The 21,849-nt window shown below is 56.9% G+C and carries 18 protein-coding genes; 9 read left to right on the plus strand and 9 right to left on the minus strand.

Annotated elements, in window-relative coordinates; all coding sequences use genetic code 11:
• Positions 1 to 17: 17 nt before the first annotated feature.
• The 4 genes from LF252_RS08005 (at position 18) to LF252_RS08020 (ending at position 3,666) form a co-directional block, all read left to right on the plus strand.
• Positions 18 to 947 carry a DUF2806 domain-containing protein gene (locus tag LF252_RS08005; RefSeq protein WP_226269061.1) on the plus strand — a complete coding sequence of 310 codons (930 nt, stop codon included), beginning with the start codon at positions 18 to 20 and terminating at the stop codon, positions 945 to 947.
• A gap of 290 nt (positions 948 to 1,237) precedes the next feature.
• Positions 1,238 to 1,624, plus strand: coding sequence for a hypothetical protein (locus LF252_RS08010; protein WP_226269062.1), 387 nt, complete (start codon positions 1,238 to 1,240; stop codon positions 1,622 to 1,624).
• Between the two features lie 14 nt (positions 1,625 to 1,638).
• Complete coding sequence (locus tag LF252_RS08015) at positions 1,639 to 2,307, plus strand: hypothetical protein (RefSeq protein ID WP_226269063.1); 669 nt, start codon at positions 1,639 to 1,641, stop codon at positions 2,305 to 2,307.
• A 6-nt stretch (positions 2,308 to 2,313) separates the two neighbouring features.
• Entirely contained in the window at positions 2,314 to 3,666 is a 1,353-nt protein-coding gene (locus tag LF252_RS08020) for a phage integrase SAM-like domain-containing protein (RefSeq protein WP_226269064.1), read from the plus strand.
• Between the two features lie 230 nt (positions 3,667 to 3,896).
• Here LF252_RS08020 and LF252_RS08025 read toward each other — a convergent pair whose 3' ends face one another.
• Complete coding sequence (locus LF252_RS08025) at positions 3,897 to 6,086, minus strand: glutamine synthetase III family protein (RefSeq protein ID WP_226269065.1); 2,190 nt, start codon at positions 6,084 to 6,086, stop codon at positions 3,897 to 3,899.
• A 333-nt stretch (positions 6,087 to 6,419) separates the two neighbouring features.
• On the opposite strand from LF252_RS08025, the gene LF252_RS22995 reads away from it, so the two are divergent.
• Positions 6,420 to 8,276 carry an LTA synthase family protein gene (locus LF252_RS22995; RefSeq protein WP_226269066.1) on the plus strand — a complete coding sequence of 619 codons (1,857 nt, stop codon included), beginning with the start codon at positions 6,420 to 6,422 and terminating at the stop codon, positions 8,274 to 8,276.
• A 5-nt stretch (positions 8,277 to 8,281) separates the two neighbouring features.
• On the opposite strand, the gene LF252_RS08035 is transcribed toward LF252_RS22995, so the two are convergent.
• Positions 8,282 to 8,938: a DcrB-related protein gene (locus LF252_RS08035; protein WP_226269067.1), complete on the minus strand. Its 657-nt coding sequence runs from the start codon at positions 8,936 to 8,938 to the stop codon at positions 8,282 to 8,284.
• Positions 8,939 to 9,064: 126 nt separating this feature from the next.
• On the opposite strand from LF252_RS08035, the gene mtaB reads away from it, so the two are divergent.
• Both mtaB and LF252_RS08045 read left to right on the plus strand, forming a co-directional pair.
• Entirely contained in the window at positions 9,065 to 10,414 is a 1,350-nt protein-coding gene (gene mtaB, locus LF252_RS08040; RefSeq protein WP_226269068.1) for a tRNA (N(6)-L-threonylcarbamoyladenosine(37)-C(2))-methylthiotransferase MtaB, read from the plus strand.
• Between the two features lie 160 nt (positions 10,415 to 10,574).
• Positions 10,575 to 11,021, plus strand: coding sequence for a hypothetical protein (locus LF252_RS08045; RefSeq protein ID WP_226269069.1), 447 nt, complete (start codon positions 10,575 to 10,577; stop codon positions 11,019 to 11,021).
• 106 nt (positions 11,022 to 11,127) lie between these two features.
• Here LF252_RS08045 and LF252_RS08050 read toward each other — a convergent pair whose 3' ends face one another.
• The 3 genes from LF252_RS08050 to LF252_RS08060 all read right to left on the minus strand — a co-directional run bounded on the left by LF252_RS08050 (position 11,128) and on the right by LF252_RS08060 (position 13,965).
• Positions 11,128 to 11,298 (minus strand): hypothetical protein, encoded by a 171-nt coding sequence (locus LF252_RS08050; protein ID WP_226269070.1) that lies wholly within the window; start codon positions 11,296 to 11,298, stop codon positions 11,128 to 11,130.
• Positions 11,299 to 12,107: 809 nt separating this feature from the next.
• Positions 12,108 to 12,545 (minus strand): hypothetical protein, encoded by a 438-nt coding sequence (locus tag LF252_RS08055; RefSeq protein WP_226269071.1) that lies wholly within the window; start codon positions 12,543 to 12,545, stop codon positions 12,108 to 12,110.
• A gap of 181 nt (positions 12,546 to 12,726) precedes the next feature.
• A complete protein-coding gene (locus LF252_RS08060) occupies positions 12,727 to 13,965 on the minus strand; it encodes an ABC transporter permease (RefSeq protein WP_226269072.1) in 1,239 nt (412 codons plus the stop codon).
• A 230-nt stretch (positions 13,966 to 14,195) separates the two neighbouring features.
• Between LF252_RS08060 and LF252_RS08065 the strand changes: the two genes are divergently transcribed.
• Positions 14,196 to 15,473, plus strand: coding sequence for an asparagine synthetase B (locus LF252_RS08065; protein WP_226269073.1), 1,278 nt, complete (start codon positions 14,196 to 14,198; stop codon positions 15,471 to 15,473).
• Between the two features lie 125 nt (positions 15,474 to 15,598).
• Positions 15,599 to 17,431: a glycoside hydrolase family 2 protein gene (locus tag LF252_RS08070; protein WP_226269074.1), complete on the plus strand. Its 1,833-nt coding sequence runs from the start codon at positions 15,599 to 15,601 to the stop codon at positions 17,429 to 17,431.
• Between the two features lie 16 nt (positions 17,432 to 17,447).
• Here the strand turns inward: LF252_RS08070 and LF252_RS08075 are convergent, their stop codons facing one another.
• From LF252_RS08075 to lpxK, 4 genes are all read right to left on the minus strand, one after another.
• On the minus strand, positions 17,448 to 17,930 hold the full coding sequence (locus LF252_RS08075) for a hypothetical protein (RefSeq protein WP_226269075.1): 483 nt from the start codon (positions 17,928 to 17,930) through the stop codon (positions 17,448 to 17,450).
• Positions 17,931 to 18,025: 95 nt separating this feature from the next.
• Positions 18,026 to 18,622, minus strand: a complete 597-nt coding sequence (gene miaE, locus LF252_RS08080; RefSeq protein ID WP_226269076.1) for a tRNA-(ms[2]io[6]A)-hydroxylase — start codon at positions 18,620 to 18,622, stop codon at positions 18,026 to 18,028.
• Positions 18,623 to 18,688: 66 nt separating this feature from the next.
• Positions 18,689 to 20,710, minus strand: a complete 2,022-nt coding sequence (locus tag LF252_RS08085) for a putative porin (protein ID WP_226269077.1) — start codon at positions 20,708 to 20,710, stop codon at positions 18,689 to 18,691.
• A gap of 28 nt (positions 20,711 to 20,738) precedes the next feature.
• Positions 20,739 to 21,803, minus strand: a complete 1,065-nt coding sequence (gene lpxK, locus LF252_RS08090; RefSeq protein WP_226269078.1) for a tetraacyldisaccharide 4'-kinase — start codon at positions 21,801 to 21,803, stop codon at positions 20,739 to 20,741.
• Positions 21,804 to 21,849: the final 46 nt, after the last annotated feature.

A 21,849-nucleotide genomic window follows, 5' to 3' on the forward strand; every position in this document is an offset into this window, starting at 1 on the left:
AGTCAAATTATTAAGCAATGAATGCACTAGACTACGCCTTATCAGCCTTAGGGGTCGTTTTATCAAGCAAGCCAGCCGTTACTCTCATTGAGAAAATATCTGAAGCTATGGGCGGCACATTGCGTCCATGGCAAATCAGGAGGATAGCTGCTGCCGAAGCGGATGCGAGTATCATCAAGGCCGAAGCAGATATTAAAATCACTGCTTTACAAGAGCGTGCTCTGAACCGTCAGATAGGTGAAACGATACGGGACCAACAGGCAATTGAGTCTATCACTGTTAAGACCTTGCCTAATCTCAACGAGGATGCCAAACCGGAAGATATAGAGCGGGATTGGTTAACTAATTTCTTCGATAAGGGTCGCCTAATATCTGATGATGAGATGCAAAATCTGTGGGCTCAGATATTGGCTGGAGAAGCTAATAAGCCAGGAACATTCTCACGCAGAACAGTAAATTTTCTATCTACTCTCTCACGCAAAGAAGCGCAGGACTTTCAAAAACTCTGTACCCTTCTATGCACAGCACAAAGAGATGATACGGACTTGAATCTCATTATTGATGTTCATAGGCTAGAAAGCCTACCAGTAGCTTTATCCTATTCAGAATTAGCCCACCTTGATAATATCGGGCTAATTGCAGTCTCTGCGGGTTTCATGCAGGGATATTCTTTCGATTCGAAAAGACTCGAGTTAAATTATAGAGGACAAGTTTTAATAGTTGAAGTCAGAGAAGGTGATGATAGAGACGGTATTGGCAGCGGAAATATCGTGTTAACCCAGTTGGGGAATGAGCTAGCAAGTATTTGTAATGTAGAGATTGATTCAGAGTGCCTCCGAAGCGTGATTGACTACACAACACAATATTTTGTAGGTAACGACTATCAAGTCAGAACTGAACTTCCTGTACCTAAACCAGACCAATTAAAAAGTAAATTCTCAGCTTAAAAACACACTTATGGCGCAGTTTATTGAACTCACTCGGGTATGGAATTCGGGAGGTCATACTACCTCTCTTTTGAACACAGATGAAATAAAAATGATAGAGCCTGGCCAACCAGGCGCTGTCGTTCATGTCTACTCTGACAAGGACTCAGAGAGTGATACTGAAATTTTTGTAGTGCTACAAACCTATAATTCGCTCAGAGAAGCACTGTTGAAATAAAGAAGCAATGGCATGTCGCCCAGCAGACCGCCTGGGCCACTTGCGGACAGTATTGCACCTAAACACGAGCGATATGGCGCTGTTGCTCGACCTGCCCCGGGAGCGAATGAAACGCATCCTGAAGAGCAGGGCCAAACCCAGCGTCACGCTCCTGGCCCGCGTCAGGCGGGCACTGCCCTACGTTAATCCCGATTGGCTCCTCACCGGCGAGGGGCCTGTGTTGCTAACCACACCTCCTGCCGATCCGCTCTACCACCTATTGCCAGTCGCACCTATTGCACCGAGCAACGCCATCCACACCAACAACGGCGTGGCTCACCAGACCCTCAATGTTCTGCATTGCCAGCAGGACCTGCACGTATGCCGCCAACACGTGGGCATGCTGCTCCAACAGCTTCAGGACAAAGAGAAAATCATTCAATTGCTGGAAAACCAGCTAAACCAAACAAATACCCATTAACATTTTAGCTCATCATGAAATTCGTTCGCTGGTTTTTTGGCATCTGCTGCATTATATCTGGCATTGGTAATATGTCAATATCCTCTGCTGTAGGAGGCTTAGCTCTAATCCTAGCAGGGCTGCTAATGCTACCCCCAACCTTCACTTTTATTTCTCAGAAAACTGGTAAAAGCTTCAGCCGGCCAGTTAAATATCTCTCGGTTATTGCGCTGATTATTATCAGCGGAATTTTCGTTACACGCGCTGCCGAAAAACAACAAGCTGCACAAAAAGCGGATGAGTTGGAGAAAAAGAAGCAAGAGCAACTGGCCTACGAGAAACTACCAGCTGCAGTAAAAGACAGCTTGTCCAAGGTGAAAGCTCGTGAGGACAGCATCGTTCAGGTACAGGAAGCTAGAAAGGTCGCTTATGAAGGTAAGAAGAAGCGAAAGGAGGAAATAGAAGCTCAATTCAGCGCCTATGACGGTTCCCACCGGGGTGTTGAACGGCTTATAAAAGAGCGTATGAATGACCCTGATAGCTACGAGCATGTAGCTACGCGCTATGTTGATAAAGGAGACCACCTTGCCGTTTTAACTCAATTCAGAGGTAAGAATGCATTTGGTGCCAAAGTGCTTAATACTGCAACAGCAAAGGTCGATTTATCCGGTAACGTACTGTCGCTTGAAGTACTGAAACTGTAGTAGTTGATGGAGGTCACGTACCAACTGCGCACAACGGCCGTCAACAAAAAGGGCCTCGCTCCTATTCAAATCACTTTTTGCTGGGATTCGAACCGCCTGCGCCTTGGCAGTGGCGAAAAGTGCCGGCCAGCTGACTGGAATGAGAAAACCGGCAAAGTGAAGGATAAGCCAAGCGCCTTCGCCGGCCAAGTCAACCAAGTGCTGGAGCGGTGGGCCACGGCCGGCAGCTCAGCTCACCAGGATGCCCGCCAGGCCGGCGAGTTTTGGGATGCCCCTCGCATGGAAACGGAAATCCGGGTCCGGTACCAGCGGCTGCTCGATGCAGCTGCCGGCCGGCCGGCGGCAACTGTGCTCACCCTCCCGGAAGTAGGCTTTAAGCCGCTCACCTTTTTCCAGCAGATGGAGCGGTGGCTGGAGTACAAGGAGGGCTACATTTCACTGCGTAATGGCAAGCCGCTCAGCCGAAACTACCTCAACCACTTGCGAAAACTGCAGGAAAAGCTGCAGGAGTTTGAACGCAGGCACCGCTTCCCCCTACGCTTTGAAAGTATGGATCCGGTGTTTTACGGCAAATTCCAGAGCTACTGCCTGAGCGAGCTGGGGCACGATGTAAACACCTTCGGCTGCATGGTCAAATACCTGAAAAACTTCCTGTATTGGTGCGCTGAGCATGACGTGCCTGTCAACATGAAGTTTACCAGGTTCGCGGCACCGGACCGCTATGTTGGCGTCGACGCGCTGACCCAGGCTGAAGTATTAGCCTGGGCCAGCGTAGACCTACAAACGCCCGAGGCTCGGGCATACTTGGAAGCCAATATTGACCTGAAGCAACGCAAACCCGGCCAGCGAGGCGGGCGGCCTCCTCTAACCCTGGAGGACCACATGGAGCGAATTGAGCTGGCGCGCGACAAGTTCCTGCAATGCGTGTACACCGGGCTGCGCATTTCCGATGCTGACCGAATGGCCCAGCAGCATATTCACGGGAAGCTGCTAAAAATCGAAGCGGGTAAAACGGGCATCACCTGCTTGATTCCCTTCTTCGATGATGACGTGTTCAAACCAGTTGCTCTGGTAGCGAAATACGCCGGCTGGGCCCTACTCACGTGCTTGCCAGATGTGCCTACGCTGGACGATTACCTTCCACTCATCCAGCACCTAGCCGGCATCCACCGCATCCAGGTAACCACGCGTATCGGCCGCAAGACGTTTGCTACCCTGAAGATTTACCAGGGTGTGCCCCGCACACAAGTGATGCTGGCCACTGGTCACAAAACGGAGAAGAGCTTCCTGCGTTACCTGGGCGTGGACGAGAAAGAGCTGATCGAAATGTATGAGCGTACCGCACGCCAGGTAGCCTGATTTTATGTGGCAAACTCTGTGTCAAAGTATGTGGCACCGGAATACATACCTCTGCATATCTCTGCATACTTTATAAAATAAAAACGCCCTGCTGACACACAGCAGGGCGTTTTTACTATGTACAAATATGCAGGGCCAAAAAAAAGCCGTCCCCACCCGGAAACGGCTTTTCTGAAATCGTGGCGCGGAGAAAATTCCCACCCAACTCCGGCCCGATTCTGACCTCGGACTTAGTGCCGGAACAACAGTTCGCGGTACTTTACCAAGGGCCAGTCCTCATCGGCCACCATCAGCTCCAGCTTATCCACGGAGCGACGAATGGTGTCGAAATGTGCTTTCACGGTGTCGCAGTAGGCCACAGCCCGCTCGCGCGTATCGTCTAGTTTGTTGGCCACTTTGCGGGCGTTGATCATCTCATCTACCTGGGTTTTGATGGTGGTGATGTGGCGCGAAATGGCTTTAATAGTATCCAACGTTACCGACGTATTCTCATCGTCGAGGCCCAGCTCGCGCAGGCCGCGCACGTTGGTAATCAGCTTGGTTTGGTAGGCAACCGCCGTGGGGATGATATGGTTCACAGCCAGGTCGCCCATTACGCGGCTTTCAATCTGGATTTTCTTGATGTAGTCCTCCAGCAGAATCTCGTGGCGGGCGTGCAGCTCCACGTGCGAGAAGATACCGTGCCGCTCGAACAGCGAAGCCGCGTCTTCTTTCACAATGGCATCCAAGGCGTGGGGCGTGGTGGGCACGTTGGAGAGGCCACGGGAAGCGGCTTCATCCTTCCACTCGTCGGAGTAGCCGTTGCCTTCGAAGCGGATGGTCTTGGAGCTGATTACGTACTCGCGGAGCACGTCTACAATGGCTACTTCTTTTTTCTTGCCCTGCTCGATGAGCTTGTCAACCGACTTCTTGAAGTCGATGAGCTGCTCGGCCACGATGGCGTTGAGCGTGGTCATGGCCGACGAGGAGTTGGCCGAGGAACCTACGGCGCGGAACTCGAACTTGTTGCCGGTGAAGGCGAAAGGCGAGGTACGGTTACGGTCGGTGTTGTCGAGCAGGATGGCCGGAATCTTGTCGATGCCCAGCTTCAGGTAGATGTTGTCACCTTTATCCAGCGGCACTTTAGCGGTGCGCTCCAGCTCATCCAGTACCGAGTCTAGCATCGAACCTACGAATACCGACATGATAGCCGGGGGAGCTTCGTTGGCGCCCAGACGGTGGTCGTTAGAGGCCGAGGCAATGCTGGAACGCAGCAAATCGGCGTAGCGGTGCACGGCTTTGATGGTGGTGATGAAGAACGCCAGGAACTGCAGGTTCTCCTTCGGGCGACGACCGGGAGCCAGCAGGTTCACGCCGGTATCGGTGCTCATGGCCCAGTTGTTATGCTTGCCCGAGCCGTTTACGCCGGCGAAGGGCTTCTCGTGCAGCAGCACTTTGAAGTTGTGCTTGTCGGCCACGCGCTCCATGATGTCCATGAGCAACTGGTTGTGGTCGACGGCCAGGTTGGCGTCCTCGAAGGTGGGGGCGCACTCGAACTGGTGCGGGGCCACCTCGTTGTGGCGGGTGCGGAGCGGAATACCCAGCTTGTTGGCTTCTTCCTCGAAGTCCAGCATGTAGGCATGCACGCGGGCCGGAATGGAGCCGAAGTAGTGGTCTTCGAGCTGCTGACCTTTGGCCGGGGCGTGGCCGAACAGCGTACGGCCGGTCATTACCAGGTCGGGGCGGGCGGCGTATAGGGCTTTATCCACCAGGAAATACTCCTGCTCGATGCCCAGCGTGGTATGCACGCGCTGCACGTCTTTGTCGAAGTACTGGCACACATCCACGGCAGCTTTTTCCAGAGCGGCCAGCGACTTCAGCAGCGGGGCTTTGTAGTCGAGGGCTTCGCCGGTGTAGGCTACGAAGATGGTAGGAATGCACAGGGTTTTGGCCCCGGCGGTTTCAATGATGAAGGCGGGCGAAGTGGGGTCCCAAGCGGTGTAGCCGCGGGCCTCGAAGGTGTTGCGGATGCCGCCGTTGGGGAACGACGAGGCATCGGGCTCCTGCTGCACCAGCGCCGAGCCTTTGAAGTTCTCAATCGGCCGACCGTCGGAGTTCAGGTCGAAGAACGAGTCATGCTTCTCGGCGGTAGCACCGGTGAGGGGCTGGAACCAGTGAGTGTAGTGGGTAGCGCCCTTGGCCATAGCCCAGGTTTTCATGGCCGAGGCCACGGCGTCGGCCACGCTACGCTCTACCGGCGAGCCTTGCTTAATGGCAGCTTGCAGCTTCTTGAAATATTCGCCGGGCATGGTGGCCCGCATGGCGTCGAGGTTGAAAACATTCTTACCGAATGTTTCGGAACGACGCTCACCCACAATGGTGACGGCCAGCGGCTGGCGCTGGTCAACTAATTCGAGAGCTTTAAAGCGAAGAATTGCCATGCTAGAGGTAGGCGTGAGAGATAATCAGGGTTATGGGCTCAAAGGTAAGATGATTTTCAGTCTTATCCATGAGAGCAATCTAAAATTAAGGCCCTCTTTTCTAAAATTTGAACCTTTAGTCCAGAAACACCACCTCTTTTACTAGCCATCCAGCCAAAATATACGCCTTTTAATCACTTCACCCCCTAATTTACCAAGCCTCTAACTAAGTAGACTATTATATCACCCGGCTAACGGCAACCAACCGGGTATTTGCAGCCTAGCAGACTCTTTTCGCTTAAAACTGCCGAACTAGGGCTGCAGATGGTTGGCCTGGCCGGTTACCTTTGCAGCGTGAGAAACCGCTTCACGTTTCAGCCCCGGTATTTTCTGTTTTGGCTGGCGTATTTCGTGGCGGCTAAGGCCGTCTTCCTGCTTTACCATGGCACCCACACAGCGGCCCTGTCCGCTAGTACGGTAGCCCGGATTTTTGGCTACGGTCTGCGCCTGGATGCGTCGGCCGCGGCTTACCTGTGCATTTTGCCCTTTGTGCTGCTGAGTTTGGGCAGCCTAGCCCCGCCTCGCTTCCCCCTGAACCGGCTACTGCGCTTTATTACGGCCGTAGCGGGCGTGGTAGTGGCGGTGTTCACCGTGGTCGACCTGGAACTATACCGGGCCTGGGGGTTCCGGCTGGATGCCACGCCCCTGCAGTACCTACGCACCCCCCAGGAGGCCGCAGCCTCGGCTGGCAGTGCCCCAGTGCTGCTGTTGCTAGCTATACTGGCGGGCATGTTGGGGTTGGGCTGGCTACTATATACTAAGGTAGTAGGGCGTCTGCCGGAGCTGCCGTCTGGCTTTGGGCGGGGGCGGGCTGCCTTAGTGGGGCTGCTGTACCTGGCGCTGCTGGTGGTGCCCCTGCGCGGCGGGCTGCAGCAGATTCCGGTAAACCAGAGCGACGTGTACTTTTCCAGCGTGCCCTTCGCCAACCACGCCGCCGTAAACGTGCCCTGGAACGTGGCCAACTCCCTGCTGCTGCAGCAAGGCCAGCGCAACCCCTACCACTTCATGGCCGACTCGGCGGCCCAGCGCCTTGTGCGGCCACTCTACGCCCCCGCACCTGATACCACCACCCTGCTGCGCACCCGCCGGCCCAACGTGCTGTTTATTATCCTGGAAAGCTTCACGGGCAAGCTGGTGGGTCACCTGGGCGGGGAAGCGGGCGTCACGCCTACCCTCGATAGCCTGGCCCGCACGGATGTATCGTTCCGGAACATCTATGCGGCCGGCGACCGGAGCCAGAAGGGCCTGGTGGCGCTGCTCTCGGGCTACCCTAACCAGCCGGCTACCTCTATTATAAAGTATCCGCGCAAGACGGAACGCCTGCCCCACCTGGCCCGGGTGCTGCGCGGCCAGGGCTACAGCACGGCGTATTACCACGGTGGCGAACTGGCCTTTGCCAACATGAAAAGCTACCTGGTAACGGCCGGCTACGAGCAGTTCACGGAACGCGCCGACTTCGCCCGCCAGGACCAGAACTCCAAGTGGGGTGCCCACGACCACGTGCTGCTGCGACGGATGCTGCGGGAGCTGCCCCGGCAACGGCCGCCGTTCTTTGTCACGGCCTTCACCCTCAGCTCCCACGAGCCCTTCGATGTGCCCATGCGCACCCGCTTTGCTGGTACGGATGAGGCCAGCCGCTTCCGCAACTCCGTGTATTACACCGACCACGTGCTCGGCCAATTCCTGGCCCAGGCCCGCCGGCAGCCGTGGTGGCCGAATACACTAGTAGTGCTGGTAGCCGACCACGGCCACCCCCAGCCCGGTGACACGCCCAACCATGCCCCCGCCAAGTTCCGGGTGCCACTGCTGCTCACCGGCGGCGCTCTGCGTCCGGAAGTGGCGGGCCGCAGCATCAGCACCTACGGCAGCCAGACCGACGTAGCCGCCACCCTGCTGCACCAGTTGCAGCTGCCCGCCACCGGCTTCAACTGGAGCCGCGACCTGCTGGCCCCCACTCCAGCCGGCTGGCCCGGCGGCGTGGCCTTCTACTGCTTCACCGATGGCTTCGGCGTAGCCTCGCCAGCAGGAACCGTGACCTATGACAACGTGGCCCGGCAGGTGATTGAGCGGGACGCCGGCGTATCGGATGCGCAGCTCCGGTTTGGGCAGGCGTATGAGCAGTTGTCGTTTGCCGATTTTCTGCGGAAGTGAGTATGCTATTCGGGGCGTATAGAGGTAATAATAGTGTGAAGCAGACGCTGATGGTTTGCATCCGTTGCCTTTGGCTCATTAATGGTTGTAAAACCAAATTGTGCCATACACCCAGATGATTGGACTAAGACAGCTGTTGAGCGCAGACGCAAATTCTGGGTAGTAAATTCATAATCAAGGACAACCATCGGAAGTTGATGAATAATGGTGTCCCGACGGCTGTGTAACGTATAACGCTCAAACTTCTCTCGGAAAGCCTCTTCCATAAGTGTCCCCGTCTCAGTTAACGACACCTCAGGAGTCGGTGTAGTTAACCGAATAACAACATTCTCACAAAACGAGGCTGCCGTATCGCAAGGGGGCTGAAATGCATATAAACCAGCTACACCCTGCCCCGCTTTCGTGGCAGATACGTCCAGTGGCTTCCATGTCGTAGGCAACTCTATTGTAAATGCCCCAACACGGTGACGCGAAAAAGGGACTCTTACATTTAACGGTTCTGAGTTATTTGACGTGCAACTCAACAGGCTGAAAATAATTCCAGTTAACAACATAAAATGCGAAGAATGGGTAGGACGCAAAGCAGTAAAATGTTTATCCGACTTCAAATTTAAGAATAGCTCTGTTTTTCCTGTGTGTAACGAAAGTTGAACAGTACTCACCTTTCAAATCCAAGTAGTACATGATATAGGCTTCTGATATAGGCTTCCGTATTCGGTAAGGCCGCCAAGCCATCTGCCTCGCTGCCGGAAACCTGCAACTTCTGCCGTATCTTTGCCGCCTTGTTTATGGAAATGGAAACCAGAAAAGTTGCCTTTTACACGCTGGGCTGCAAGCTCAATTTCTCCGAAACGTCGGCTATCGGCCGACAGTTTGAGGAGCACGGCTTCGTGAAAGCCGCTTTCGAGGATGCCGCCGACATCTACGTTATCAACACCTGCTCCGTCACGGACCACGCCGACCGCAAGTGCCGGAAGGTGGTGAAGGAGGCCCTGAAGCATAATCCCGAAGCCCTGGTGGCCATTGTGGGCTGCTACGCCCAGCTCAAGCCCCAGGAAATTGCCGAAATTCCGGGGGTACACGCGGTGCTGGGCGCGGCCGAGAAATTCCAGCTGGTTGAAACGCTGGCCGGCTTCCAGAAGCCCGAGAAGGGCCAGCCCGGCCAGGTGTTTGCCTCACCTATTTCCGAAGCCACCGAGTTTCACGCGGCCCACAGCTACGGCGACCGGACGCGCACCTTCCTGAAAGTGCAGGACGGCTGCGACTACAGCTGCTCCTTCTGCACCATTCCGCTGGCCCGGGGCAAGAGCCGCTCGGGCTCGGTGCAAAGTGTGGTGGAACGCGTAGAGAAGCTGGCCGAAACCGGTGTGAAGGAAATCGTGCTGACAGGCGTGAACCTCGGCGACTTTGGCCTGCAGGGTCCCGAACGGGAGCGGAAGGAAACCTTCTTCGACCTAGTGCGGGCCCTGGACGAGGTGGACGGCATCGAGCGGTTCCGCATCAGCAGCTGTGAGCCAAACCTGCTTTCCGACGAGATTATCCGCTTCGTGGCTCAGTCGAAGCGGTTTATGCCCCATTTCCACATTCCGCTACAGTCGGGCTCCAACAAGATTCTGGGCCTGATGCGCCGGCGCTACCGCCGCGAGCTGTACCAGGAGCGCGTGGCCCTCATTAAAGAGGTAATGCCCCACGCCTGCATCGGGGTGGATGTGATTGTGGGCTTTCCCGGCGAAACCGAGGCCGATTTCCTGGAAACCTACCAGTTCCTGAACGACCTAGAGGTAAGCTACCTGCACGTATTCCCGTACTCGGAGCGCGACAACACGCTGGCCCCCACGCTGCCCGGCCGCGTGCAGGACCGCCACCGCCACGAGCGCACAACCCAGCTGCGCAGCCTCTCGGAAAAGAAGAAGCGCTACTTCTACGAGCAGCACCTGGGCGAGGAAGCTACCGTGTTGTTCGAGGACGACGTGACCAACGGCCAGATGGAGGGCTTCACGCCCAACTACATCCGCGTAACGGCCAAATACGACCCGCTGCTGGTAGGTGAGCTGAAGCGCCTGCGCTTAACCCAGGTGAGTCCACAAACCCTGATGGAGGCGGAAGAAGTGGGTGTGGAGGTGTTCCACCATTCCTAAGCACCCGCTGCGAACTACGTTCCTGCTACCTAATGAAAAGACCCTGCAACCGGTGAGTGGCGGGGTCTTTTCATGTAAGCTGGTCACAGTTGAGCGGCCCTGTCGCGTTTGCCTATTAAGTTGCGGAGGCAATCCGATTAACTGACTATTCCGCTGTTGTATGCTATTTGGTAAAAAGCCCCGGCCGAAAGAATTTCGTCTCGCTTCGCTCACGTTTACTGATTATACTACCACTACTCCCCGCATAGTATCGGCTGCCGAGTTACCGGCGCTAAGATCGTTTGAGCTGCAGCTGAATGCGTACGTAACAGATCAGAACCGGGAATATCGGCTTTACACGGTTCGGGTTATTTCCCCCGACCTGTATCTGCCGCGAATGGCGGCCGCGCATGCCGTTTTCACAACGGGGTACTTGCTCATGCAACACCTCAGCCACGAAGCCTTGGTAGGCCGGCTGCAGCAATTACTGGCAGCGTCCAACTCGGCCACTACCTGGCCGCAATTGGATGTGGCAGTCGGGGGTTGTCTGCAGCCCATAGTTTATTCTCCGCATCTGCTCCCCGACCCTGCGGCACCTGTCGGCTACGCGCAAGCTGAACCTGCATAAAAAACGCCTGCCGAATTAAGGCAGGCGTTCTTATATTTCACAGACAATTTTAACCATTTGAATATAAAAAGAGAATATACTCAAATGATTTAAACTCAGTATAACACTAGCGGACCAGTTGCCGCTGCATCAGATCCATCATTTGCTGCATTAGCCGCTGCTGCTCCTGCAGGTGCTGGTTGCGCAGCTCGGCTAAGGCCAGTTGGTGGGCCATCTGCTGCGTGTACAATGCCGACTGCCAGGCTCCTGCATCGGCCACTGGGGGAGCAGAAGCCACGGGAGCAGGTGCGGCAACCAACTCAGCAATTGCAGGCTGAACTACTGACAGCGGCGCAGTTGGCGCGCCTGATACAGGCTCCGAATTGGTTACTGGCGACGTAGTAGTAACTATTGGCTCAGGCGACGGGGCCTGAGCCGCGAAGGTTTGCTGGACAGGCTCAGCGGGTACTTCCAACGCGGGCGTTACTGGAGCAGGAGTTGCAGCAGCCGGCGTGGTTGGCGTAGATGATTCTGGTACTTTAGCAGCGGAGGAAGCAGGCTCAGTGGTTCCCCACATTGGGCCATCCCCCTGCATTAGCCAATCCTTAGAAACATTTGGATATACTTCAAATATTTTGCACAAAAGGTCAAATCCTGGCTTATTCCGCTCTTCAACCAAATGTTGAATTACGGTTGCGGTTTTATCCAGCGAAATAGCAAAAGCATTCTTGCTCAATCCTAGCTGCTGGATGAGCTGTGCAATGCGTTGCCCTACGGTTGATGATTCGGTCATATACTCAAATGGTTATTTACACAAATGTATTAATAAAATAGTAATACCTAGGATTCTCTGCGTTTATTACACCCGCTCTGTTGTGGATAACTCTTCACAAAGGAGGAAATGCTAAAATTCCCACGCTAGAGCATGCTGTTGTGCTTCCCGCCTGGGTCAGTGCGCCTCGTGACGCCTCGCGCATTATCGCCCGGACTACTTACAGATGCGTGCCAACAAAAGGTGGAGTGATCCGCTCGGTATGCTTACTTCCAGAGCAGCTTCATTCTATCCGCTGCCCGGAGCAACCTGAATTTTAAGCTCTCCTTCCCTACCTAACTCTCGAACGCTCCAAAGCGGAGCCCAGACCGGCACCACGCCTCAAAAGCCAGTGTCAGCGCGTCCTCAGATTCAGGCGGTGGTGCCTGCCGGCCAAACCACAGGTATAGCTCCTGTTGCAGCAGGCGCAGCCGTTGCTCGGGAGTGGCGGCTTTGGGCAGTTGGTAGAGCAGGGTGCGGGCTAGCTCCGGATACAGAGGCGAAGCTTCGGCGTCGGCTTCCAGGCCCGCTGGGTCGTGCTGGATCAGCACTTGAACTAACGAATTGAGGTGAGAGCCAAACTCCTGCCGGGCCATATCCAGATTGGGGATGCGGGCGTGCAGCAGCTGCCGGCGCTGATGCGCCAGTAGCTCTTGCCGGAGCTGGTTTTCATCGGCTCGGCTGTGCTGCCGCCGGGAAATCAGGCGGAGCAGGAGACCAAATCCAGGAAACATAGGCGGAAAATACAGACCGTGAGTGGCATACCAACAGTGCCTCTTAGTAAGGCAACCGGCGCATCAAACCAGGGCCGAAGCATGATAGCACAGAGGAGATGTCAACCAAGATTTGAGTACGCTTGCTGCTAAGTGAGTGGCTGCAACGCTTCCCCCAGGCGCACCTCTCTCCTACCGACTACTACTCAAACCGCAACGACTCGATGGGGTCGAGGCCGGCGGCTTTGCTGGCGGGATAATAGCCCGAGGCCAGACCTACGGTTACGCAGATTACCAAGCCAATAAACATCCAGAGCCAAGGCACCACGAAGCCAGCGCTGCCCACCAGCAACGATACGCCGTTGCCCATAGCCACGCCCAGCAGGATGCCCAGCGTGCCACCCATCACGCAGATGACGATGGCCTCGATAAGAAACTGCTGCCGGATTTGCAGGGAAGTTGCGCCCAGCGCCTTCCGAATTCCAATTTCCCGGGTCCGCTCCGTTACTGATACCATCATGATATTCATGAGGGCAATGCTGGCCCCGAGCAGCGTGATGAAGCCCACCAGAAAGCCGCCCATCTTCATATTGCCCGACAGGGAATCCAGCTTGCCGGCCAGGGAGTCGGAACGCTCCAGCTCGAAGCTGTCTTCCTGGCCCAACTGGTCGTGGCGGACGGCGCGCATAATGCGGGTAGCCTCGCCTGTTAGGTAAGTCAGCTGTACGGGGTCGGTAGTGGCGGTTTTCACGTCGAAGGTAAGGGCGCGCTGCCGGGGCAGCTGGTTGCCGGTTTCCAACGGAATCAGCAGGAGTCGGTCGGCCCCTTTGCCACCCATGCTGCTGCCGCTTTTCTCCAGTTCACCAATCACCAAAAACCGACGGCCTAGCATATACACGTACTTGTCAAGCGGGCTTTGGCCAGGGAACAATTTTTCCTTTAGTTCAGCTCCCACAATTACCACGTTAGCCCCGTTGTCGAGTTCGGCCGGGGAGAATACCCGCCCGCTGCTCAGGTTGTAGTTCTGAATCATCAGGTAGTTTTCGTCGCCGGCTACTACCTGCATATTAGGATTGGTTTTGATGCCATTGGCCTTTACTTCCACGGCTCCCGCAATCTGGGCCGACACGCCTACTTTGGCCTCCTCGGCCAGCTGCGTTTTGTACTGCCGGGTCTGCAGGTAGGTAAGGGCCGGGTACTGCTTGCCCTGCACCCCGCCGCGGCGCACCCGGTTGGAGTAGCCTTTGGCCTTGATTTCGAACGAATTAGCTCCCAGGCTGGCAAACGTGGAGTTCAGCGAGGCTTTCATGGCATCAATGGCCGTAAGAATACCCACCAACGACATAATGCCGATGCTCACAATCAGCGCCGTCAGCACGGTGCGCAGCAAATTGCTTTGAATGGAACGAAACGCCTCTTTGATGTTTTCCAGCAAGTGCATAACGCGGCAGCCAACAAGGGAACAAAACCAGCCAACGCCCCCAACTTGCGGGCCGGGACAATGCGGGCTGGTAGCGCAAGGTAACGGGTTTCCGACGAAACTCCCATCCGGATTTGTTACCTTGAATCTCGGATTCTGACGTTTTTTTGAGTTACCCGGATTCCACCGGCCGCAGCCGCTCCCGTTTTGGTCAGCGCACCGGCCATCTGCCTCTTGACTTCCATCTGCCCATGAATTTCTCTCGCCTACTTGCCTTTCTGCTGGTGCTGGCGGCCGCGCTGAGCCAGCCCGTGGCGGCCTGGGCCAACCACATTCTCATCCCGATGGATAATACCCAGAAGGAGCACCTGAAAGCCTACGGCGCGGCGTACTGGCTGCTGGGCAAGCAGGTAGAAGTAGATTGGCTACTGAACTACCGCGGCGGGGCCTTTGCCTGCGACGTGGCCCCCGGGGCCGAAAACGAGCTGGCCGTACGGGGCGTCACGTACCAAGTCATTTCCGAAGCCCAGTATACCAGCATCCTTTCCGAAATAGCCGACCCGAACGCCAACATGGACGTGATGAAGCTGGAGAAGGTGCCCAAAATTGCGGTGTACACGCCCAAAGGCAAGCAGCCCTGGGATGACGCCGTGACGATGGTACTGACCTACGCCGAAATTCCCTATACCCAGATTTACGACGACGAAGTGCTGCGCGGCGACCTACCCAAGTACGACTGGCTACACCTGCACCACGAGGACTTTACGGGCCAGTACGGTAAGTTTTACGCTACCTACCGCTCCCGCCCTTGGTACCAGCAGCAGCAGCGCGACGCCGAAGCCGCCGCCAAACGCAACGGTTTTGGGAAAGTAAGCCAGATGAAGGGGGCCGTAGCCGTGAAAATGCAGGAGTTCATTGCCGGCGGGGGCTTCCTGTTTGCCATGTGCTCCGCCACCGACTCCTATGATATTGCCCTGGCCGGGCTGGGCGTGGATATGGTAGAGAGCATGTACGACGGTGACCCCGCCGACCCTCAGTCCCAGGCTAAGCTCAACTTCAACCGCACGCTGGCCTTCCAGAATTTCCAGCTGCGCATGAACCCCTTCGAGTACGAATACAGCAACATTGATATGGACCCGCGCGAGCGGGGCGTGTACGAGGACAACGACTATTTTCAGCTGTTTAACTTCTCGGCCAAATACGACCCGGTGCCCACTATGCTCACCCAAAATCATGAGCGCACCATTAAAGGCTTCATGGGCCAAACTACGGCCTTCCGCAAGCAGCTGGTGAAACCCGATGTGGTGGTAATGGGCGAGAACAAAGCCTCCGGCGAAGTGCGGTACATGCACGGCACCTTGGGTAAAGGCACCTGGACCTTCTATGGCGGCCACGACCCCGAAGACTACCAGCACTTGGTAGAAGAAGAGCCCACCGACCTCAGCCTGCATCCCAACTCGCCCGGTTACCGGCTGATTCTGAACAACATTCTGTTTCCGGCGGCCAAAAAGAAAAAGCAAAAAACCTGAGTTTAGAGAGCGGCAGCGCTAAGCAAGCAGGGCGCTTTTAGAAGTGAAGGGGCATTTTTTATCTGCTCTGGAGCATCCGGAGCCGGAGTTGCTACGTTGTTAAGCTACCACCTTGCCCTGCTGCTATGTCAACTTCCACGCCTGCTAACTACGGCTATTCCAGCAACCAGCACGATATCCGCACCGCTAACCCCCTGCCCCGCGCCGTGCTGCGCGCCAACAACTATCTGCTGCTGGATGGGGAGTGGAAATTTGCTCTGGATACGAACGACGTAGGTCTGCAGGACTCCTGGTACCTGGCGCATACCTACGACAGCACGGCCAACTGGCCCGGCTCGGTTGAAGAGCACCTGCGCCTGGCCCGCCCCGACTCCCCCGGCTGGCACGATAAGGTAGTGGTGTGGTATGAGCGGCAGTTTGAGCTACCCGAGCAGGACTCGGATGACGCGCACTCCTTATTCCAGCTCACCTTTGGCGCCTGCGGCTACGAAACACAGGTGTGGCTCAATGGCATCCAGCTTTCTACTATTGAGGGCGAAGCCATTCACTACGGCGAGTATACTTCTTTCTCTTTTGAGCTGCGCGAGGAGCATTTGCGCCCCATTAACCGCCTCACGGTACGCATCGTGGATACAATGGACGCCGAAACGCCCCGGGGCAAGCAGGAGTCGCACGTGTATAAGCGGGGGGGCATCTGGTACCAGACTTATACCGGGGCCGTGCGCAGCGTATGGCTGGAAATGGTGGAGCGCAACCGCCTCCGCTCCCGCGTAGGGGTGGATAGCGTGATTGAAGACCAGATGGTGCGCTTCACCCTCACCACCCGCATCCACGACCCTGGCAACTACACGTTGCGCCTACAGGTGTTTGACCCCTTGGTCACTACCGGTCAGCCCCTGGCTGCTGCTGATTTCCCGTTGCGCCTGGAAGTAGGCCAGCGCCAGCAACGAGTGGTAATGGAGCTAGCCGGCGCCCGGCTGTGGGCTCCCGGCCATCCCAATCTGTATAGGCTGGTTGCCCACCTAGTGGACGAAAACGGCTACTCGGCACAAATCGAAACCCATTTCGGCCTGCGCAAGATTGAGTCGCGGGGCACGTACGTATACCTCAATAACGAGCCTACGTATCTGGATGGCATTCTGTATCAGCCTGGTACCGCCACCTACGAGGAGATGCAGCGCCACATGCACGCCATGCAGGAGCTGGGCTGCAACTTAGTGCGTGTGCACATTGCCGGCGTCGACCCGCGCATTTACACCTTGGCCGATGAGTTGGGCCTGATGCTGTGGGTAGAAGTGCCCAGCCCCCACTCCAGCACGCCACGCAGCCGCGAAAACCACCGGGCCGAGCTGCTGCGCATGCTGGCCCTGATGGAATCCCACCCCTCAGTGGTAATCTGGAGTTTGTACAATGAGGATTGGGGCGCGCAGGATATTGCCACCAACCCCGACACCCGCCGCTACATCGTGGATATGTATCATTATCTGCACATCCACTACCCGCAGTTTCTGGTAGTGGATAATGACGGCTGGCAGCACATTTCGCAGGAAGGCCGGCTGAAGTCTGACTTGCTGACGGCCCACATTTATACCCCGGAGCTACCCCGCTGGACGGAGCTACTGGACCGCATGGTGCAGGGTGACTTGAACAACGTGGCGGTGCTTCCGCTGGTTATCGGTGACCCGTTCTTCTACGGCCGCCAGAAGCCCTTGATTGTGAGCGAATGGGGCGGTTTTGGCTTTGCCGACTACGGCGGGCCACAAAGCCCGGAGGACCGGACGGAGCGCATCCGGCAGTTCAAGGAAGAAATGCGCAAGCGCCCCATAGCCGGCGACGTGTATACGCAGGCTACCAACATTGAGGATGAACGCAATGGCCTGATTGACCCGCACACCGGCGAGTTGTCAGTACCGGCAGGGCTGCTGGCCTCCCGCGCGCCAACGCTGCCACCGCAGTAAGCAGCCTATCCCAGAGCTACTTGGATAGTTGCAGGATTTTCTGAACAGTCAGGGGTAAGTCGGCGGTTTTTTCCGGGTCTGTGGGCAGTACCACGTCTACCAATACCGGCTGGCCTTTGGCGGCCCCAAATACAATCAGCTCGTAGGCCATACCTCCCGTTTCGGTCGGGTAGCTTAGTCGGATGCCCTGGGTCATGGGGCCTCCCAGAATGCTGCATTCCAATGGCTGCTTTTCGGTGCCTTTATGCTTTTTCTCCGCCTGCTTGATGAATTGCTGCGGATACGTTTTCATCAGGCTGAAATCCAGGTACATCCAGTTCAACTGGTAGTTACCGCAGTTCAGCGCGTACTTCGACTCAGGCGTGCAGCCACTTTCGACGGGCAGTTCCACCCCGCAGAAGTTCATGGTGGTAGCGGCCACCTCAGCCGGGGCCTGTGCCCAGGAGTTGCGCGACAATCCAAACAGCGCAATAAGTAGCAGAAGTACAGTCTGTTTCATACGAGCAAAGTACAGCAGGAATGACCAAAGTATAAAATTCTATGGATATACTGCAAATTATATTCAAACAATTCTATACTCTGCTACCCTATTCTTTAGTGCATTCGGTCGTCGCGCACCGGGAGGTTAGTAACTATTTCTCCTTCAATTTTCAGGAGTTCCTGCAGGCGGGCATCCACTTCCTGTGGGTTGCAGTATTCCTTGGCTAGATCCACGTAGCTCACGAAGTGGCCGGCCTCGGAGGCCATCAGCTCGTAGTAGAATTGACTTAGCTCAGGGTCCGGAATATGCTTCCACAAGAGCTTGAACCGCTCACAGCTACGTGCCTCTATCAGAGCACTTACCAGCAGCTGATCCATCAGTTGCCGCTCCCGGGCCCCACCCTTACGCACGTGGCTCATCAGCTGCACCACATACTCGTCGCGGCGGGGCCGGCCCAGCTCATGGCCCCGCTTGCGCAGCTCTTGCAGTACCCGTGCAAAGTGCTCCCACTCCTCAGCTACAAGGGCCGTTAGCTCCTCAACCAGCCGGGTTTTCTCGGGATATTTCACAATCAGCGAGATGCCGGTGCTGGCGGCCTTCTGCTCACAATAGGCGTGGTCTACCAAAATATCCACAATGTTCTTGCTGGCAATATCCACCCACCGCGGGTCAGAGTTCAGCTTGAGCTTGAGAATGGTTTTTTCTTTCATGGAAGCGAGGGACTTGGGGACTTGGTTACCGTTCTGCCAAGAGGCATTGAACCGTAACCAAGGCCCTCAGTTAAAGAACTGCCAGCGCAGACCGAACTCGAAGCGGCGGGGCAGCGCGGCGTAATAAGGCGTAGCGAAATAGCCCGGCTGAGGCAGAAACTGGTTCACATAAGCCATTTTCAGGAAAATGCCCACCGTGCGGATGTCGCCGCTCAAGAACACGTCTACCACCGGCGTACTACGGATGGTAAAATGGTCCTGCACGTAGAACTGCTGGGTACTGGGGCTGTAGTCGTAGGCTTTCCAGCGCGACTGGAAATAGCCCTGTACACCCACCTGGCCCAGTAACGCCTTTTTGAACAGGTAACCCTGATAATACACCCGCGACTCGGCCACCACCGCCGGAATACGCAGGCCGGGGTTGTCGGAGCCCGCCCCTACGGTATAGGTTGCTTGGTTATCGGCTACAAACTTGCCCCAGGTAAGGCGGTAGCGGGCCATGAGAGTAGTAAGCTGGCGGGCCGTGCCCAACTGCTGGGGCGCACCAAATTGCCCGCCGGGCGCATTGGCCGTGTAATACACCAGATTCTGAATATTGGCTACGGTGCCCACGGCCTCCACATAGTGAATACCCAACTGCCGGGCCGCACGCACGCGTAACTGCTGTATCTGCGTATTGCTGAAGGGCTGGTCACTGCCCGCAGTATGGTCCCAGCTGTAGTGGTTGCCCTCGAAGCGTTGTTGCGTGAGCGTGGGGGCATAGCTGCTGAGCAGCAGTTCCCCACTCAAGGGGCCTAGCCGGGCAAGGCCTCTCGCCCAATATTCAGTATTGCTAATTGCTGAGAACTTCCCAGGCACAATAAGCTCGCCTGCTGTTTCAATAGCAAACTGCCGATATTGAAAGGCTGCTGTACCACCCAGGAACAGTTGAGCATCATGTACGGCCGGCAGCTTTTTGAGGGCTGGCTGAGCCGGTTGATCAGAGGCGCTGCGGGTATCTAACCCCACGTTGCGCAGGCGAGTATACAGGCGATAATTCACGGCGCGGGTGTTGCCCAATACTCCCAGCGTATTCTCCACCTGTCGGAACTCGGCCCGGTCGTCGGTTTGCACTGTACTGCGCCGGATCAGTGGGTAAAAACGCACTATCCCGTTGGTGCTGACCAGCGCCTGATCAACGTACTTGTTGAACTGGCGGCGGTAGTCGACCACGTGGTAAGCCGTGAGGCCTCGGCCCAGCAGCCGGTAGGTGTGTGCAAGCCGCAACTCGTCTCGGTCCTCATAGTTGATGGCTTTGGTTAGATTGACAACCTCGCGCTGATATTCAAATAGTTGAGAGAGAATTACATCCCCATGCTCATCAAAGTCACTGGGCGCGGCAGGATTGTTTGTCACCAATTGAGGCTGAATTCCCCCCTGCTCCACGGCCTTATGGCGTGAGGTATTGAAGTTGGCCATGGCATGGTAACGACCGTCGGGCGAGTCGTAACGCACGAAGAACAGGAAGTTGCTGTGTTCTACCTGCCCCGTTTTGGTATTGGTAACGGCCACCGCTTTATTGGACCCAAACCGCTCGTACGCGAAGCCCGCGTTGAAGTGCTTTTTCAGGCTGCGGGCATACGACAGCTCGAAAATCTGCTCGTAGGGGTTGCCCTGGTGAAACCGGAAAAACGTGTAGGGCGAGCGGGTATCGTAGTAGGGAATATCGGCCGAATTGCGGGCGTATTTATCAAACACGTTGCGCCCCAGGCGAGCCCCCAGTTCCAGATTCGGCTCCCAAAGCAGCCGCCGTGAGGCCGTGCCGAAGTTGCCTAGGTCCTGCTGAAACGTGGTATCGTGGGCCCAGTAACGCTGCTGCGGCAGGCGGGTGAGGGTCGTGTCAATCACTTGGCCCAGGGTGTCTTCGCGCAGCAAATCCCGCTCCTTCAGAATAAAGGTAGTGTGTGCTCCGTAGCGCACCTTGGTAGAGTCGTCGAGCACCTGGGCCTGGCTGGCGGCCGGCAACAGGCCGGCCCCGAGCAGCGCCACGGGTAACACCCGGCGCACCCGGCAACGCACCCGCCCCGGGCGCTTGGCAGAAGCGGCCACGGCGAAAGAAAAGGAAGTCGGCAGTGAGTCAGACAACAACGTGGGGCGGAAAGTAAGCGGTGAGCAGCTCCGTGAGCCGGGCAGCGCCGTCGGCCAGGAAGTGAACGTCAATAGGAATGTAAAATACGGGCAAATTGCGCACACTTGCAGCCAAATGCGGTTCCAGCAGGCGCGCGGCGTCCTTCTGCGTGGTCAGAACGCACTGACCCGGCTGTAATTGCGCAGCCAACGCCTGCAGGTCGGCCGGCGTGAAGGCGTGGTGGTCGGCGAAGCGGGCGTGGTGCCGGATGCGGTAGCCAGCTTCCGCCAGATACTCCACCAGCGGCCCGGGCTGGGCAATACCCGTCAGCAGCACCACTTCCGGCCCGGGCTGGATACTGGCGCCGGTGCCGGGCACCGCCACCGGCGCTCCGTAAGCATACCCCGAAAACAGCACCGGCACGTCGGGCCGGGCGTAGCGTCGGATGCGCCCAGTAATCTGCTGCTGCTCGGCGGCCCGCAGCTGCAGCGGGCATTTAGTTACAATAATCACATCGGCGCGGCGGGCCCCGGCGCGGCTCTCGCGCAGGCGGCCGGCGGGCAGCACCCAGTCCTCGTAAAATGGCCGCTGCTGCTCGGTGAGCAGAATGTTGCAGGCCGGGCGCACGCGGCGGTGCTGGTAGGCATCGTCGAGCACCACGGCCGTAAGGCCGGGCACCTGGTGCAGCAGCTGCCGGATGCCGGCCACGCGGTCTTCGCACACGGCCACCGGCACCCGCCCGGCAAAGTGCTGATACTGCTGCAGCGGCTCGTCGCCCACGGTAGCGGCCGTGTCGGCGGGGCCGGCGAGGCGGTAGCCGCGGGTGCGGCGGCCGTAACCCCGGCTTAGCAGCGCCGGCCGCTGCCCTTGTTGCCGCAGCCACTGCACCAGCCAGGCCACGTGGGGCGTTTTGCCGGTGCCGCCCACCCGCAGGTTCCCCACGTTCAGCACGGGCACTTCCGGGAAGGCCGTCTGCGGCTTCCAGCCTTGCTCGTACAGCCAGTTGCGCCCGGCCAGTACGGCCGCGTACAGCCAGCTCAGGGGCAGCAGCAGGTAGGAAAGCAGGTGGGGCATAGCACAGGCAAAGGTAACGGTTGACCCGCGCCGAATGGCATGTGCC

The sequence above is a fragment of the Hymenobacter pini genome (assembly GCF_020421205.1).
GTDB lineage: Bacteria > Bacteroidota > Bacteroidia > Cytophagales > Hymenobacteraceae > Hymenobacter > Hymenobacter pini.

Excerpts from the sequence above, each read along its gene's own strand:
- LF252_RS08005 (WP_226269061.1), top strand. The coding sequence starts at position 18 with ATGAATGCACTAGACTACGCCTTATCAGCCTTAGGGGTCGTTTTATCA.
- LF252_RS08010 (WP_226269062.1), top strand. The coding sequence starts at position 1,238 with ATGGCGCTGTTGCTCGACCTGCCCCGGGAGCGAATGAAACGCATCCTG.
- LF252_RS08015 (WP_226269063.1), top strand. The coding sequence starts at position 1,639 with ATGAAATTCGTTCGCTGGTTTTTTGGCATCTGCTGCATTATATCTGGC.
- LF252_RS08020 (WP_226269064.1), top strand. The coding sequence starts at position 2,314 with ATGGAGGTCACGTACCAACTGCGCACAACGGCCGTCAACAAAAAGGGC.
- LF252_RS08025 (WP_226269065.1), bottom strand. The coding sequence starts at position 6,086 with ATGGCAATTCTTCGCTTTAAAGCTCTCGAATTAGTTGACCAGCGCCAG.
- mtaB (WP_226269068.1), top strand. The coding sequence starts at position 9,065 with ATGGAAATGGAAACCAGAAAAGTTGCCTTTTACACGCTGGGCTGCAAG.
- LF252_RS08045 (WP_226269069.1), top strand. The coding sequence starts at position 10,575 with ATGCTATTTGGTAAAAAGCCCCGGCCGAAAGAATTTCGTCTCGCTTCG.
- LF252_RS08055 (WP_226269071.1), bottom strand. The coding sequence starts at position 12,545 with ATGTTTCCTGGATTTGGTCTCCTGCTCCGCCTGATTTCCCGGCGGCAG.
- LF252_RS08060 (WP_226269072.1), bottom strand. The coding sequence starts at position 13,965 with ATGCACTTGCTGGAAAACATCAAAGAGGCGTTTCGTTCCATTCAAAGC.
- LF252_RS08065 (WP_226269073.1), top strand. The coding sequence starts at position 14,196 with ATGAATTTCTCTCGCCTACTTGCCTTTCTGCTGGTGCTGGCGGCCGCG.
- LF252_RS08070 (WP_226269074.1), top strand. The coding sequence starts at position 15,599 with ATGTCAACTTCCACGCCTGCTAACTACGGCTATTCCAGCAACCAGCAC.
- LF252_RS08075 (WP_226269075.1), bottom strand. The coding sequence starts at position 17,930 with ATGAAACAGACTGTACTTCTGCTACTTATTGCGCTGTTTGGATTGTCG.
- miaE (WP_226269076.1), bottom strand. The coding sequence starts at position 18,622 with ATGAAAGAAAAAACCATTCTCAAGCTCAAGCTGAACTCTGACCCGCGG.
- lpxK (WP_226269078.1), bottom strand. The coding sequence starts at position 21,803 with ATGCCCCACCTGCTTTCCTACCTGCTGCTGCCCCTGAGCTGGCTGTAC.